Origin of the sequence: Staphylococcus kloosii, from assembly GCF_003019255.1 — a bacterium.
Classification (GTDB): Bacteria; Bacillota; Bacilli; order Staphylococcales; family Staphylococcaceae; genus Staphylococcus; species Staphylococcus kloosii.
Genome location: NZ_CP027846.1, coordinates 324908 through 341336, shown reverse-complemented (window position 1 = coordinate 341336; position 16429 = coordinate 324908). Strand labels below are relative to the sequence as shown.

Genomic DNA, 16429 nt, shown 5'->3' with positions numbered 1-16429 from the left:
TTATATTTTTCAAATCTAAATTAAATAATTATTATGATATAATTATTTAGTATGTTATTTCAATCTTTTTTGGGGGAACACGTTTTGAAGTATATTGAAGAAATACCTATCATTAGGTCTGTCGCAACTCTGTTTATCGTGTGTGTTCATTTATCTGTTTCATACACGGGCAACGAAAACAATCATAGTATGGCAATCATTGCAGGATACCTTAGTCAAATTGGTCGACTTGGCACTCCTGTTTTCGCAGTTATTAGTGCTTTTTTATTAACTCATTCTGTCTTAAAACGTGGTTTTGATTTAAACTATTTTATAAAATCACGCTTCACTAAAATATTTGTACCCTATATAATTTGGACTACTGTTTATTTATATTACTTAGGTGTTGTTGAAGTGACTTTAGATAGTGATAAAAATTTTATTGAGTATTATTTATATGGTACTGGAAATTACCATTTATATTTTATATTAACCGTTCTTCAGTTTTATATTTTATTTCCAATTTTACAAAAAATTAAAAAAGGGCCACCCTTATTATTTACATACGCTTTTTCAACAATACTCACTATTTTTTGGCAATTAAACTACGAAAAATTTACAATCGATATACCTGTTATAGGGGCATTTGTTACGAGTAGAGCATTTATTTTCAATTGGCTTTCTTATTTTATTTTAGGGATAATTTTTGCTAAATATTATAAGGAGATAAACAACGGTATTAGAAAGTATAAAAATTTATTATTACCTTCTATTGCAGTCATTTTCATCTCATTTTTAATATTCATTGATTTAGATCATTTTGTAACTTCATCCCATCCAATATTTTTATTATATACACCTTTTTTCTTAGCATTTTTAATTTATTTTTATTTGCTTATTAGAAAAGTTAAACCAATCATGCAAATACTAACTTTAATCGGTAATTACTCTATGGGAATTTATTTAGTTCATCCTTTAGTAAAATGGCTTGTAATGAAAATACCCGTTTTTGATAATAGAGATAGCTTATTATTATACGGTATTTTATTTATTGTTATCGTTATGATATCTGTAATAATCATTAATCTGCTTATTAGAATTCCGAACGGAAACTATATAGTACCAGTACCTAAAAAATCATTAATTGTAAGTAAACAAACTAATTACCTTAATCGTAGGGCAACACTTTAGTTTAACCAATTTTCATAACTTTTTATTCTAAGAAAGAGGCTACTAAAAACCAGTATTTACGGTTATTTAGTAGCCTCTTAAATATCTTTTTAGTTTGCTAAACTTATTTCTATATTCAGAGCGAGAATGCCTTAGAGTTTCTTTTTAAACGAATATCATCATGAAAATTGGATATTCAGACGAGACTCTCGAAGTTGGTATTCATTAAAATTAGTTTTATTATTCGCTAATACAGGTCTGCCATATTGAGCCCCAGAGATAATATTATTATACAAATCTAAAAACATTAGACAAAAAGATCATAAGGATTCTTATCTGTTAAAGACCACCTAAACATTAATCAAAGAAACTAGTTTAAAGAATCTTTAGGAATTCAATGTCCTAATCATAAGTGACTTGAATTGATATAACTATTTCACTTTATATAAATCAAAACCACCCGCATAACGGGTGGTTTATTCTGCAGCTATAAACTTCTATTATTATCCAGCCTTAAAATGACGCCGATATCTCTTTTTATTTTTCCATAAATAATTTGTCTACGATATTTTAGCGCAAACACAATGTGGTACTTACAATTCCATTTTGTATGTGCTAAACTGTTTGTGTCTGATGACATTTAATGCATCTCCTCGTGTTGTTAATTTTGGTTGGCTGACCAAATATTATTCTAACATGTAGAGATGCATTTTTTAATACAACGGTGAACCCATACTGTACCATACGCATAGCGTATGGTTTTAATTACACAAAAAACCTCAATCTTATTTTTAAGATTAAGGTATAAATCTTTTGCCATTTTTTAATTTTTAACAAATAAAATATATTTGGGGTTACTATTCTATGAGTTGTTAATATAACTTAACCATTTTATTTAAATACTAATTGATATTGGACATATCCAGAAAGATAGTGCTCAATATCATCAATTCTCACACGGTAACCATGGTGTTTTATAAAAAAGCTCCCTAAAATACGTTGTGGATTTTTAAAATACATAGCCACCTCTGGATAAAAATAACCAGTTCTTTCGTAATCAGCACGTTTATGTATAGTAGATAAAAGTTTTTCTTCATCTATCATCTCCTCAACTACTTTACTATAACCATTATTTTTAGCTGATTGAACTAAATGATAGGTAGACATTAGCATTTCCAGAAAAGTAGGGAACGTAGTTTCTCTATGATAAATATAATTTAATTTATTAGATACATTAAGCATTCCAAATCTATAGTACTTTTCTTTCGGCAAATACTTAACTAATTCATTGGTACAATACCCTAACCAATGATCATTGTATTCCCAATACTTATTAAATATAAATTGCTCAAATAAATTTTCTACAGTTTCTAACCATTTTTTGTTACCGTCGATTTCATATAACCTTAATAAGGCTAAAGCTGCTTCACCATCATAATAAATCACTCTAAAATCTTCTTTTACAGATAAGTCAGGATAATTTAATACGTGCTTTGTCTTCATATTATTAAAATCAATCATAGTTAAAATACCGTTAGCAACTTTCTGAGCATATACCAAATAGTTATCAGCATTTTTTGTAGTATTTAAATATTCACATACTGCAAAAATAAATGATGCATTTTGTCCTAATTTAATCTCATTAATATTATTTGTATCATCAAAAATATACGCATTATTACCGTCTTCATAATAATGATAATTTATAATGTAAGTTAACGTCTTTTCAATTATTGTTGTATCTTCATTTAAATAATTTAATCCCTCGGTCAAAGCATATGCTGAAGAGGAATGTCTCAATACATTGTAATAATTAATTTTTCGATCAAAATGAGGAAAATAACCATAAACAAATTTCCCATTTTCTTGTATTTCATTCTTTAAATAATTTGTACTAGTTTCAATTAACTTATCTAATTCGTTAGTTAAGTTATTAACTCTTCTAATCCCTTTCATATAACCTGTTCCATACAAATCATATAACTCATTATGAGCAATAAAATATCCTTGAGTTAAAAAAGTTGTAACTTTTTTTCCAAAATAGTCATTTAAAGAAAAGTTTATATTCAAGTTTTTGTAATGTTTTAAAAAATGAGTAATATTGTTTTCTGCAATTTCTCTATTATTTTTATCACTTTTTGATGGTCTAACGAAAGCATTAGCATTTATTTCCTCTGGCAAAAATGATAAAGACCATCTCTCATCTAATGCAAAGCCAAATGTCACATAGTTTCTTCTAGTATTTATCAATTCCTTTGTTACATCGTCAAATAAAACATGTTGTTCATTTGTAACCACGTCTACCTTAACCCAACTAGGGTAATAACCAAACCTTTTATTATATTTTTTTAAAAGTTTGAATAATTGATATTTAAGTTTTATTGTATTTTTTATTAATATGACCTGTGCTTTAACATTTGGAGCACCAATACTAATAAATATCTTCTCAACATTTTCATGATTATTATCAATTTTTTTTAATAACTCATATATTTGCTTTTCCAATAACATTCTCCTCTTACATTAAATAAAAAGGGGGCGTTATGCCCCCTTCTTAACGAATAATTATATTTATATTAAAACTTATTGATTAGATTTTTGACTCTTTCTACGTCTAAACAACAATAATGAACCTAGACCCGCTAAAAGTCCACCTAATAAAGTGTTATTTTTCGTATCATTTTCACCAGTCTCAGGTAAATTTTTATCTTGAGGTTGTGAATGATTTTTATCACTATGATTATATGAATTGTTATCGGTGTCGGCATCTGCATCGGCATCCGCATCGGCATCTGCATCTGCATCTGCATCAGCGTCTGCATCCGCATCGGCATCTGCATCTGCATCCGCATCTGCATCTGCATCGGCGTCTGAATCCGCATCGGCGTCCGCATCAGCGTCTGAATCCGCATCGGCGTCTGCATCAGCGTCTGCATCCGCATCGGCATCGGCGTCCGCATCAGCGTCCGCATCGGCATCTGCATCGGCGTCGGCATCAGCGTCCGCATCGGCATCTGAATCGGCGTCTGCATCAGCGTCCGCGTCTGCATCGGCATCGGCATCGGCGTCTGAATCAGCGTCCGCGTCTGCGTCGGCATCTGAATCGGCGTCTGCATCCGCATCGGCATCGGCGTCCGCATCAGCGTCCGCATCGGCATCTGAATCGGCGTCGGCATCAGCGTCCGCGTCTGCATCGGCGTCGGCATCCGCATCAGCATCTGCATCCGCATCTGAATCAGCGTCCGCATCGGCATCTGCGTCCGCATCGGCGTCTGCGTCTGCATCAGCGTCTGAATCAGCGTCTGCATCGGCATCTGCATCGGCGTCGGCATCACTTTCATCCCCATCAGCAGTACCATTACCGTGTCTTAATATATTTTGATTATCCCAATAATATGAATTACTATTACCGTAGTAATCCTTGTTATTCTCAGTCACTCTTGTTTTAACATCATTACCACTATCATCATATTGACCATCAACCATTATCACATAAGTTTTATTAGTTGAACCAAAATTAATACTTACACTGTTATCTCCATTGTCCCACATACGATTACTAAATTGATTAGTGACATCTTTCAAATTATTGTTATTTGTATCTACATAATAACTCTCATTTAGTTTAGTAGGATCACTAACCTCGTATATTTTTAAGTTAGTGTTTTCTAAATTAACTAATGTACTGCTTGTCCCAGGATCGTTATGATAACCTTGGATTCTTACGTTACTATTATATAAATTTTTTGAAAGCGAGTTGACATATATCGTTTGTTTATAACTACGATTTCCAGAATCTTTATCAATTTTAGTAATAAAAGAAGAGATATTGGCTCCACTATCTCCGCTTTGACCTTGGAAAGGACTACTATATTGAATATTTATGCTTGAATTGAACTTTTTCCCAGCCATATCAAACGTTAGCGGATAAGCTCCACTATTAGGTGTTTTCTTTCTATCTGTCCAAATTGGAGAACTAAACTGACCTGTCACATTTTTCTTGTCATTTACATAATCCGTGAAAGTATATGTACCTCTTTTCGAAATAGTATCATAAGTACCAGTAGCTACGACTTGACCTTCAGCATTTTTAAGATCAGCAAGGTTCATTGTATTACCTACTTTACTGTAGTCAATATCACCATCGATTGTTAAATTATCTGGTATATCGAAAGTAAAATAGTCACCTTTGTTTACTGAACCATTCACTTTGAAATTTGCACTCATTTGAGTATATCCACTTTGGTTTGGGTCCATAGTTTTGCTATCGAATTTGAAGTTATCTACAGAAATTTTATCGTTTACATTTTGATTAGTGGCATTTCCTGCAGCCACTCTAGATACTATATTTCTTTTGTTGTCTACACTATTTTGTCGTGGCTGTGTAGACAATGTTTGATCCTCACTTGTTGTTTTTGATGTCACTCGTGCATCATTTACCTTTGAATTATTTATTGTATTAAAACTGTTATCATTAATTTTTGTATTTTTTTCTTTTGGCAATTGATCACTTTGAACATTAGTTGCTTCTTGATGATTACTCTCATTACTCAAATTATTATTTGTTTCTTTAGAATTAGTTTGAGATGACACATTTGATTGAAGTTCATTTTGTGGCTGTGAGTCATTATGTCCTTGTGCTACAATATCATTTGACTCTTTTGGTTCATTTGACTGAATTTTCAAATTCGTTGATTCTAATTGTTTATTATCTTCTTTAGAATCTTTAGTTGCTTCTTCACTTTTATCATTAATAACATTTTTTTCATTTTCTATTTTTTCACTTTGTTTTTGATTTAGTTCTGAATTCTGCTTTTGTTGGTTGATCTTGTTTGCTTCAGTTCCTACTTGTAAATTATCTTCACTTTGTTGTGCATCATTATTTTTTAAATTTTCATCCAGATTACTTTCTTGAGGCGATTTTAATTGATTCGTATTCTTTTGAGCATCATTTTGCTGATTAACCTCTGAAGTTATATTCCTATTTGATGATATTTTACCTTTAGAATCTCCTTGGCTTTCATTAACTTCGTTTTTATCTTGAGCATCATTTTTAATTTCATCTGCTTGAGCATCATTTTCTACCCCAAATAATAAAATCGCTCCAATTACAATCGATGCTGTCCCAATTGAATATTTACGTATCGAGTGTTTATTAGTCTTATTTTGTGATTGCTTCATTCCCTCAATTTTGCTATTTAAATATTTATTTTTCAAATAACATCCTCCTTTAAATATATGTCTTTACAATTAAATGTATATTATATTTTTGTGTAGGTCAATATAGTATCGCAAACTTTAATAAATTTAAAATTATATTGTTTTAAAATCAACGAAGTTAATGAAATATTAAAATTTAATTTACATTGCATTAAAATTATTACCTTTTCATAAGTTAAAATCTCATAAGACGACTTCCAATTAAGACATTTTCTAGGTCGATGATTAATAGAATTTAACGCATAATCCAACTCAACTTGAGTGACCGTAGCTAAATTAATTTTCTTAGGAAAGAATTCTCTGAGTAAGCCGTTGGAATTTTCATTAGTTCCCTGTTGGCAAGCAGAGTACGGTTCAGCAAAATAAATATCAAAATCAAATTGAGATTCAATATTTTTATAACAGCAAAATTCTTTACCACGATCTACGCTAATGGTTTTTACTGCATTATTCGGTAGTGATGAAATGAGTTGTTTTATAGCGCATTCCATTGATTGAGGGTATGAGGAAACAAATGTAGTAACGAGATTTTCTTTCTTCGAAAGTAGCAAGACAACCTTTGCTTTTTCCTTTGCTTGAAATAACAGTATCAGCTTCCCAATGACAAAAAAGTTACTCGCTTTAATACTCTTAGAACGTTGAGATATTAATTTGCCAACATTAAAACAGCTTCGTGTTTCTTTAGGATTTTGTCTTTTACCCTTTTGTCTTAAATAGGGAAATAGATTTAAACTAAAAGAATTAGAACTAATCCATCTATAAATAGTTTTAAAGCAAACATTGTTTTGAAGTAATCTTCCAACAAGCAGTTCAGGTGACCAATTTAATTTCAAATATTTAATAATTGTATTCATTAGGTCACTAGTCAATTTAGAAGGACGTCCACAATTCTTTTTACGAATTTCATAATTGGTTTGAGCTTTTTGAGCAACATAATTATGTTTTGATTTATTTGTTTAATTTCACGAGAGACATTAGAAACCGAACGGTTTAACCGATTGGCAATAGCTCTCAAAGAATAAATTTCTTTTCTAAGAATCTCTATACTTGCTCGTTCAGTTATTGTAAGATGAATATAGCTCATATTGGCACCCTTGTATGTGTTTTTAACATCTTACAATAAAGTGCCAATCATGGGCCTTTTTATGAAATTTTATTAGTGTTGCACTTAATATTACAATTCGTCGTATCAAAAACAGGACTTGTTTTTGATATCAGCCATGTTTAGTTTAGGGGCAAAAGTTTTCAAGCAAAATAGTAAAGGGAATCCTAAATATGTAACTGTTGATAAAGATGGACATAATGAAGAGTGCAAGCAGTATTAAGAATTTAGGTAGTAAGAAAACAAGAAGTGGCACATACGATGCTAACCTAAATAGAATTGGAGATTAAAATGATTATTAACCTCAATGAACAACAAATATATTTTGACTTAGAACATGAAACACCCTATTTTCAGACATCAGATGAAAATAGGGTGCGCATAGATATTAACGTTCTCAATAATAAGCAATTTTCTAATATTATTAATACATTATTTAGCAATCAATCAAATACAAAATGCACCTTTTTATCTGAATATTTATACCCCGTTAGATTTAGAGAAAAAACAAGAATTGGTCGTTTTTTAACTATTACTAACTGGCATGAAGAAATCCATTCTGCGGATGAAAAGTATGTTTTTGCAACTATTGAAAATATAAAAAATATAGAAATAATTAATTATTCTTTATATATTCAAAGAGGTTTAGTTGAACCATTTATTGTATTCTATAATCAAGAAAATATGCTCTATATTAGCAATTCTGTTATAGATATTATTAGTTTATCTAAAGACTCACTTGATTATGTTAAAACAGCATTTAATGATTTTATAGATACTTTTTATTAAGTCATATAATAATTTTTAAGATAGACATAGATTATTAAATAATCTATGTCTATCTATTTTTATTTTATAAAATTTTCATGTTTTCCTGTATTATTTAAGTTGATAATTAAATCATATGTTACTTTTAAACATTGAATAAGCTTTAATAATACTAAAATATTTATTACATATGCATAAATCCATACATGCAGTACCCCATTTAATTGTGTAATAATTTCATAAAAACTCCTATCACTTATGATACACTTCCCCTTGTTAGTGATATTGCTAAAAAACAAATTGCAAGGAACTGACAAACTAAAATTATTTTAAATCTTATTATCAATAAATATATAAATAACTCGTTTTGCACATACAATCCCTATAATCAGTTAAGTTTCGCTTTTCGATTCGTAATAATTATTCATAAAGTATACAATATATGATACAATTCATTCAAATATATATTTGAATGAGGTGCTCTATGGTTCAGACTATTGTAACTGCGGCAATACTTTACATTGCTACTGCAGTAGACTTATTAGTAATACTATTAATATTTTTTGCAAGAGCAAAGACTAGAAAAGAATATAGGGATATTTATATAGGTCAATATTTAGGATCGATTATCCTCATATTAGTCAGTTTATTTTTAGCTTTTGTGTTAAATTATGTTCCAGAGAAATGGATATTAGGTTTATTAGGTTTGATCCCCATCTACTTAGGTATAAAAGTTGCTATTTATGATGATTGTGAAGGCGAAAAAAGAGCAAAAAAAGAATTAAACGAAAAAGGTTTGTCCAAATTAGTAGGGACTGTTTCTTTAGTGACAATTGCAAGTTGTGGTGCAGATAATCTTGGTTTATTTGTCCCTTATTTTGTAACATTGGATATTGTTGAATTACTGACTACCTTAATTGTATTTTTAGTTTTAATTTTCTTTTTAGTATTCACAGCACAAAAACTAGCTAGAATTCCTGGTGTGGGTGAAATTGTTGAGAAGTTCAGTCGTTGGATTATGGCTGTTATCTACATAGCATTGGGCTTATTTATTATTATTGAAAATGAAACCATACAAACAATATTAGGATTTATATTATAAATTAAGGTGTGACTTAATATGAGTAACAATAAAATTTGTGACGTCATTTGTGTTCATGAGGAAAAAGTGAATTATGCTTTAAGATTTTTAAAAGAAGAAAAAACTCAACGGCTTATCAATACATTATTAAAGATAAGTGATGAGAATAAGCTGAAAATTATATTAGCTCTAATTAAAGAGAAAGAATTATGTGTTTGTGACTTATCTATAACATTAGGTTTGAGTATAGCTTCAACATCACATCATTTGAGAGCCCTGTATAAAAGAGACGTGCTGAATTTTTACAAGGATGGGAAAATGGCATACTATTATATCAAAGATATAGAAATGAAATCATTATTAATAAAATGTATGACTTAAATATAAAGAAACGCTCACATTAAACGAGCGTTTCTTCGAATTCTTGTATTCTTTTTCCAATTTCATCTCTAACACGTTGAAATTCTGGCCATTCTTTTCCTGCTGGATCATCAAAGCCCCAGTGTTCTTTTTTAACATTAGGTGGTAATATAGGGCAATTATCGTCTGCATCACTACATAATGTTACGACCAAATCTGACTGTTCTAAGATATCACTATCAATCAAATCTGATGTATGGTTTGAGATATCAATATCCACTTCTTTCATAGCTTCAATTGCTTTAGGATTTACTCCATGCGTTTCAATACCTGCAGAATAGACATTCCAATCTTCACCCAATATTTCCCTTCCCCAACCTTCAGCCATTTGGCTACGACAAGAGTTTCCTGTGCATATAAAATAAATTGTTTTCTTATCCATAATTAAAGCCTCTTTTCTTAAAATATGATTAGTGTAAGGTATAAACCTAAGAGTGTTACAAATAGGACTGGAATAGTAATGATAATTCCAGTTTTAAAGTATGTTCCCCATGAAATCTTCACACCTTTTTGTGTTAAGACATGTAGCCACAATAATGTTGCTAAAGAACCAATTGGCGTAATTTTAGGTCCTAAATCAGAACCTATGACATTCGCATAAACCATACCTTCTTTTAATATTCCTGTAGCACTGGATTGACCAATCGCTATTGCATCTATTAAAACAGTTGGCATGTTGTTCATAATGGATGAAAGGAATGCAGCTATAAAGCCCATGCCCATGATACTACTAAATAAGCCGTAATTTGAAATATTTGTTAGGACATCACCAAGAAGCGTTGTGATGCCCACATTTTTTAGACCAAATACCACAAGATACATACCAATAGAGAATACAACAATATTCCATGGTGCGCCTTTAATTACTTGTTTTGTATGAACTGCTTTAGATTTACGAGCTAATATTACAAAGATAAGAGCAATGATACCAGCAATGATTGATACAGGTATTTGTATAAACTCACTAACAAGATATCCCACAAGTAGTATTGCTAATACAATCCATGAAAGCTTAAATAATTTAGGATCTTTGATTACATTTTTAGGGTCTGAAAGATTTTCTGTATTGAACGTTTTAGGTATAGATTTTCTGAAATATAACCATAAAACGAGAATACTAGCAATCAGAGAGAATATGTTGGGAATAATCATGCGACTGAAATATTCAATAAATCCAATATCGAAGTAATCTGCAGAAACGATATTAACTAAGTTACTTACGATTAAAGGTAGTGATGTAGTATCAGCAATAAAACCACTAGCAATAATAAAAGGAAAAATCACTTTTTTATTAAAACCTAGATTTCTTACCATTGCTAATACAATAGGAGTTAAGATTAAAGCTGCACCATCATTTGCGAAAAATGCTGCTACAATTGCCCCTAATATCATGATGAAAACAAACATTTTTAATCCATTACCGTTTGAAGCCTTGACCATATGTATCGCAGACCATTCAAAAAATCCAATCTCATCTAATATTAATGAAATAAGAATAACAGCTACAAATGTTAAGGTAGCATTCCAAACAATACCTGTTACTTCTAATACATCGGAAAAACTTACGACTCCCGTAATGATAGCAACAACAGCTCCAATTAAAGCTGTAATACCAATATCTAAACCTTTCGGTTGCCATATTACAAAGATTAAAGTTAAAAGAAAAATTACAATTGCTAAAATGGTCATCAACAATCACCTGATTTCACATTTTTACATACACATCTTTGGTTAGATGTATTAATGATGTTTAAGTTTTGGATAATATCATCTAAAATAGCATGATTAAGTTGATACCAATGTTTGTTGCCGTCTTTTCGTGTTGTAACTAATTCGTTATCTACTAATGACTTCATATGATGACTTAGTGTAGGTTGTGAGAATTGAAAGTGTTCTAATAAGTCACAAGCGCATAGCTCACCACAAGAAAGTAAATCTAATATTTCTAACCTGCTTGAATCTGATAAAACTTTTAATATTGCTGATAATTCTTTATAAGACATAAATATACCTCCTATTCATTACATAGATTAACATCTATATAGCATTGTGTCAGTGAATGATGATACACCACAAGACGATATTGATTATATTGTGGAAGATTTAAAATCACCTTGTACAGAAGAAATAGCATTTTTCAAAGCCTTTAGTGACATTATGGAGAATCAAGAAGACATGGATTACGTAATTGTAGATACAGCTCCTACAGGCCATACCTTGCTGTTACTTGATTCTAGTGAAAATCATCATAAAGAACTAAAGAAAAAATCAACTCAAACTACCAGTAATGTTGAAACATTATTACCCAAAATTCAAAATAAAAATTTAACACAGATGATAATCGTAACACTAGCAGAAAAAACACCTTATTTAGAATCTAAACGTTTAGTAGAAGATTTAAATAGAGCTAATATAGGCCATAATTGGTGGGTTGTTAATCAATCGTTAGTTACGCTAAATCAACGTGATGACCTTTTTAGTAACAAAAAAGAAGATGAATCAATTTGGATAAACAAGATTAAAAATGAAAGTCTTGATAATTATTTTGTCATACCTTATGGAGGGTTATCATAATGAAAAAAATTGTAATCATTGGTTCAGTTGCTGCCGGTACAAGTGTCGCGGCTAAAGCAAGAAGAAATAGTGAAGATGTGGAAATTACCGTTTTTGATAAAGATAGTGATATTTCGTATTCAGTATGTGGTATTCCCTACTATATAGGCGGTAATGTATCTGATATTGATGAACTCACGCCACGAAATGCTAAATGGTTTAAAGAGCGCTTTAATATAGATATTTATACAAAATATGAAGTGAATCAGATAAATGATACTGATCAAACAATAACAGTTACCAATTTAGTAAATGATGAAAAGATGATTCAAGAATATGACGAATTAGTATTAGCAACAGGTTCATCGCCTAAAGAACTTCCTCAATTAAATAGCGAAGAATATAACAATGTGTTTAAAGTTAAAAATATTAATGATGCGAAAGCAATTTATGATTATATTGAGGGCAATGATGTTCAGAATATAACAATCATTGGTGGTGGATTTATTGGTCTAGAGATGTTAGAACAATTATCTAATTACAATACTTCAATTGTTCAACGTAGTACTTTTATGCCTCATTTAGACTACGATATCAGTTTTATGATTCAAGAATATATTGAAGATAAAGCTAACGTATATACCTATAATGAAATAGATATTATTGATTATGATGAAAATCATACAATAAATAGAGTGAGCTTAAAAACTGGCGAATTAATTGATACAGATTTAATCATTATTGGGATTGGTGTCACACCAAATACTAAATTAGCTAAAGAAATTGGTATTAATATTGGAAAATCTGGAGCAATACAAACCAATAAGTATTTTGAAACAAATATTCCTCACATATATGCAATTGGTGATGTAGCAGAAAGTTATAATTTAATTACTGGTAACCCTATATATAGACCGCTAGGTTCTACAGCAAATAAAATGGGACGTATTTTAGGAGATCGATTAACTGGTGGAAATCTAGAACATAAAGGTATTTTAGGAACAGGCATTGTTCGTATATTTGATATGGCAATTGCCCAAACAGGCTTAACTGAAAAAGAAGCTATTGATTTAGATATTGATATTGATGTATTACACAATGTGAAACCGAATCGTCCAGAATATATGCAAGGCCAAGAAATGGTAATTAAAGCTATATTTGATAAAAACAATTCTAAATTACTTGGTGCCCAAATTATTGGGTATGAAGGTGTAGATAAGAGAATAGATGTACTAGCTACTGCTATAACGTTTGGTGCCAATGCAGAAGATTTATTTCATTTAGATTTAGCATATGCACCTCCTTTTTCTACAACTAAAGATCCTATTATTTATACAGGGATGATTGGACACAATATTACTCGAGGACGCAAAATTATAACGCCTGAAGAAGTTATAAAACAAAATAATGATTTATTGATTTTAGATGTACGTTCTCCAAAGCAATTTGAAGTTGATCATGTTGATGGAGCGATTAACGTCCCATTGAAAACGTTGAGAAGTTATGCAAAAACATTAGATGAAAATCAAAAGATAGTGACTTATTGTAATAAAGGTACTACTGGGAATGCTGCACAAAACGTACTTATTAATTTAGGTTTTAAACAAGTGTTTAATTTGTCAGGTGGTAATAAAAATTATCAACGTTATAAAAGGTTTCAAGTAGAAAGGAAGAAGAAAAATTGAATTATAAAGAAATATCACAATACTTAAAAGTGATTGCTGATAGTAGCCGTCTTGAAATATTAGATTTGTTATCTTGTGGTGAATTATGCGCTTGTGATTTATTAGAGCATTTTTCTTTTTCTCAACCCACATTAAGTCATCATATGAAAGTATTAAAAGACAATAATTTAATTACATCCAGAAAAGATGGTAATAAAAATTTATACAAATTGAATCATGACGTATTAGATGACGTTACATCACGACTGACTCTATTGGGTTCCAGTACAGTCCCATGTATATGTGAAACAGTAGAGAAAGGTGAGTGTTAATTATGATGATATTAGCAATCACAATATTTGTATTAACGTTAATTTTTGTTATATGGCAACCGAAAGGTTTAGATATTGGTATTACAGCTTTAATTGGAGCTGTTGTTGCTATCATTACGGGAGTCGTAAGTTTTTCCGATGTATTAGAAGTAACAGGTATTGTTTGGAATGCTACCTTAACATTTGTAGCTGTTATTCTTATTTCATTAATATTAGATGAGATTGGATTTTTTGAATGGTCTGCGATACATATGGTCAAGGCTTCAAACGGTAATGGATTAAAAATGTTTGTTTTCATCATGATATTAGGGGCAATTGTAGCAGCATTTTTCGCAAATGATGGTGCAGCTTTAATCTTAACTCCTATTGTATTAGCAATGGTAAGAAATCTAGGTTTTAATAAAAAAGTGATTTTTCCTTTTATTATTGCTAGTGGTTTTATTGCTGATACTACATCACTACCTTTAATCGTAAGTAACTTAGTTAATATCGTTTCTGCAGATTACTTCGATATTGGATTTATTGAATATTTCAGTCGCATGATTATTCCCAACATATTCTCTCTGATTGCTAGTATTCTCGTTTTATGGTTATATTTCAGAAAATCTATACCTAAAACGTTCAATACAGAAAATCTTTCAGACCCTAAAAATGTAATCAAAGATCCTAAATTATTTAAGCTTTCATGGATTGTATTAGCAATACTACTTGTGGGATATCTTGTTAGTGAGTTTATACAAATACCTGTATCAATCATTGCTGGTATCATTGCTCTTATCTTTGTAATATTAGCTCGTAAATCTAAAGCAGTTCATACAAAACAAGTAATTAAAGGCGCACCATGGAATATTGTTGTATTCTCTATTGGTATGTATCTTGTGGTATTTGGTCTAAAAAATGTGGGCATCACAACGCTTCTTGGTGATGTCCTAACAAATATTTCAAATTACGGCTTATTTAGTAGTATCATGGGCATGGGCTTTATAGCTGCATTCCTTTCATCCATTATGAACAACATGCCAACTGTTTTAATAGATGCAATAGCGATTGGTCAATCCAGTGCTACAGGAATATTAAAAGAAGGTATGGTTTATGCGAATGTCATAGGTTCTGATTTAGGACCTAAAATTACGCCAATTGGTTCTTTAGCAACATTATTGTGGCTACATGTCTTAACACAAAAAGGTGTGAAGATTTCATGGGGAACATACTTTAAAACTGGAATTATCATTACTATTCCAGTCCTATTTGTAACACTCTTAGGTTTATACCTTACACTAATCATATTTTAAGAAAAGAGGCTTTAATTATGGATAAGAAAACAATTTATTTTATATGCACAGGAAACTCTTGTCGTAGCCAAATGGCTGAAGGTTGGGGAAGGGAAATATTGGGTGAAGATTGGAATGTCTATTCTGCAGGTATTGAAACGCATGGAGTAAATCCTAAAGCAATTGAAGCTATGAAAGAAGTGGATATTGATATCTCAAACCATACATCAGATTTGATTGATAGTGATATCTTAGAACAGTCAGATTTGGTCGTAACATTATGTAGTGATGCAGACGATAATTGCCCTATATTACCACCTAATGTTAAAAAAGAACACTGGGGGGTTGATGACCCAGCAGGTAAAGATTGGTCAGAATTTCAACGTGTTAGAAATGAAATAGGTAATAAAATTAAAGATTTTATTAAAAACATCAAGTAAATACTTGATGTTTTTTACTGCTAGTTTACTGATTTCAAACTTAATAAATTAATTGACAAGAATATTTATACATATTAAAATCGAGTCACGATATCGTAATTCGATTTTAACTAAGGAGAGATATAGTGAAAAGTAAAATACAACGAAAACTATTTTTAGGATTTATCTATATCCATATATTACATCATGCAAGTGAAGATAAAATATATGGGGCTTGGATGATTAAAGAATTAGAAGAACATGGTTATAATATGAGTCCTGGTACCCTTTATCCAATATTCCATACACTAGAAAACGAGAACCTTTTAAAAAGTACAACGAAAACTGTAAATGGAAAAAATAGAAAATACTATTCAATAACTCCAGAAGGTGAAAAGTTTTTAGAAGAATCTAGAGAAAAATTAAAAGAGTTAACCAACGAAATATAAG

16 protein-coding genes and 3 pseudogenes are annotated in these 16429 nt (G+C 30.6%); 11 read left to right on the top strand and 8 right to left on the bottom strand.

The window, feature by feature from the left end; translation table 11 throughout:
* Positions 1-84: 84 nt before the first annotated feature.
* The gene (locus C7J89_RS01745) at positions 85-1170 is read left to right on the top strand and encodes an acyltransferase (RefSeq protein ID WP_211295549.1); all 1086 of its coding nucleotides are present in this window, start codon (positions 85-87) and stop codon (positions 1168-1170) included.
* A gap of 490 nt (positions 1171-1660) precedes the next feature.
* Here the strand turns inward: C7J89_RS01745 and C7J89_RS01740 are convergent.
* The 5 genes and pseudogenes from C7J89_RS01740 to C7J89_RS13365 all read right to left on the bottom strand — a co-directional run.
* Positions 1661-1789, bottom strand: a pseudogene (locus C7J89_RS01740) (transposase); the annotation flags it as partial.
* Between the two features lie 251 nt (positions 1790-2040).
* Entirely contained in the window at positions 2041-3660 is a 1620-nt protein-coding gene (locus C7J89_RS01735) for a poly(glycerol-phosphate) alpha-glucosyltransferase (RefSeq protein ID WP_103296111.1), read from the bottom strand.
* A 72-nt stretch (positions 3661-3732) separates the two neighbouring features.
* Complete coding sequence (locus C7J89_RS01730) at positions 3733-6366, bottom strand: fibrinogen-binding adhesin SdrG C-terminal domain-containing protein (RefSeq protein ID WP_103296110.1); 2634 nt, start codon at positions 6364-6366, stop codon at positions 3733-3735.
* A 44-nt stretch (positions 6367-6410) separates the two neighbouring features.
* Entirely contained in the window at positions 6411-7271 is an 861-nt protein-coding gene (locus C7J89_RS01725) for an IS30 family transposase (RefSeq protein WP_233432448.1), read from the bottom strand.
* Entirely contained in the window at positions 7235-7453 is a 219-nt protein-coding gene (locus tag C7J89_RS13365; protein WP_233432438.1) for a helix-turn-helix domain-containing protein, read from the bottom strand. Before C7J89_RS13365 ends, C7J89_RS01725 begins: the two co-directional genes overlap by 37 nt.
* Before the next feature lie 142 nt (positions 7454-7595).
* Between C7J89_RS13365 and C7J89_RS01720 the strand changes: the two are divergent.
* The 4 genes and pseudogenes from C7J89_RS01720 to C7J89_RS01705 form a co-directional block, all read left to right on the top strand.
* Positions 7596-7761: pseudogene (locus C7J89_RS01720) on the top strand (toxin C-terminal domain-containing protein); the annotation flags it as partial.
* Position 7762: 1 nt separating this feature from the next.
* On the top strand, positions 7763-8260 hold the full coding sequence (locus C7J89_RS01715; RefSeq protein ID WP_103296109.1) for a phage tail protein: 498 nt from the start codon (positions 7763-7765) through the stop codon (positions 8258-8260).
* Between the two features lie 463 nt (positions 8261-8723).
* Positions 8724-9341, top strand: coding sequence for a CadD family cadmium resistance transporter (locus tag C7J89_RS01710; RefSeq protein WP_103296022.1), 618 nt, complete (start codon positions 8724-8726; stop codon positions 9339-9341).
* A gap of 18 nt (positions 9342-9359) precedes the next feature.
* Positions 9360-9701 (top strand): ArsR/SmtB family transcription factor, encoded by a 342-nt coding sequence (locus C7J89_RS01705; RefSeq protein ID WP_025907459.1) that lies wholly within the window; start codon positions 9360-9362, stop codon positions 9699-9701.
* Positions 9702-9720: 19 nt separating this feature from the next.
* Here C7J89_RS01705 and arsC (C7J89_RS01700) read toward each other — a convergent pair whose 3' ends face one another.
* From arsC (C7J89_RS01700) to arsR, 3 genes are read right to left on the bottom strand one after another with little or no spacing between them, the layout of a single operon-like run.
* Positions 9721-10122 (bottom strand): arsenate reductase (thioredoxin), encoded by a 402-nt coding sequence (gene arsC / locus C7J89_RS01700; RefSeq protein WP_106884375.1) that lies wholly within the window; start codon positions 10120-10122, stop codon positions 9721-9723.
* Positions 10123-10139: 17 nt separating this feature from the next.
* Positions 10140-11432, bottom strand: coding sequence for an arsenite efflux transporter membrane subunit ArsB (arsB, locus tag C7J89_RS01695; protein WP_170066452.1), 1293 nt, complete (start codon positions 11430-11432; stop codon positions 10140-10142).
* Positions 11429-11743 (bottom strand): As(III)-sensing metalloregulatory transcriptional repressor ArsR, encoded by a 315-nt coding sequence (gene arsR / locus C7J89_RS01690; protein ID WP_040030669.1) that lies wholly within the window; start codon positions 11741-11743, stop codon positions 11429-11431. The genes arsB (C7J89_RS01695) and arsR overlap by 4 nt, the downstream gene beginning before the upstream one ends.
* Positions 11744-11786: 43 nt before the next feature.
* On the opposite strand from arsR, the pseudogene C7J89_RS01685 reads away from it, so the two are divergent.
* The 6 genes and pseudogenes from C7J89_RS01685 to C7J89_RS01660 form a co-directional block, all read left to right on the top strand.
* Positions 11787-12314, top strand: a pseudogene (locus C7J89_RS01685) (ArsA-related P-loop ATPase); the annotation flags it as partial.
* Positions 12314-13978 (top strand): FAD-dependent oxidoreductase, encoded by a 1665-nt coding sequence (locus C7J89_RS01680; protein ID WP_103296173.1) that lies wholly within the window; start codon positions 12314-12316, stop codon positions 13976-13978. The pseudogene C7J89_RS01685 and the gene C7J89_RS01680, both read left to right, overlap by 1 nt.
* Positions 13975-14289, top strand: coding sequence for an ArsR/SmtB family transcription factor (locus C7J89_RS01675; protein WP_013730040.1), 315 nt, complete (start codon positions 13975-13977; stop codon positions 14287-14289). The genes C7J89_RS01680 and C7J89_RS01675 overlap by 4 nt, the downstream gene beginning before the upstream one ends.
* Positions 14289-15581 (top strand): arsenite efflux transporter membrane subunit ArsB, encoded by a 1293-nt coding sequence (gene arsB / locus C7J89_RS01670; RefSeq protein ID WP_170066451.1) that lies wholly within the window; start codon positions 14289-14291, stop codon positions 15579-15581. The genes C7J89_RS01675 and arsB (C7J89_RS01670) overlap by 1 nt, the downstream gene beginning before the upstream one ends.
* Before the next feature lie 17 nt (positions 15582-15598).
* Complete coding sequence (gene arsC, locus C7J89_RS01665; protein WP_106884372.1) at positions 15599-16000, top strand: arsenate reductase (thioredoxin); 402 nt, start codon at positions 15599-15601, stop codon at positions 15998-16000.
* Between the two features lie 125 nt (positions 16001-16125).
* Positions 16126-16428, top strand: coding sequence for a PadR family transcriptional regulator (locus C7J89_RS01660; protein WP_058626057.1), 303 nt, complete (start codon positions 16126-16128; stop codon positions 16426-16428).
* Position 16429 lies beyond the last annotated feature (1 nt).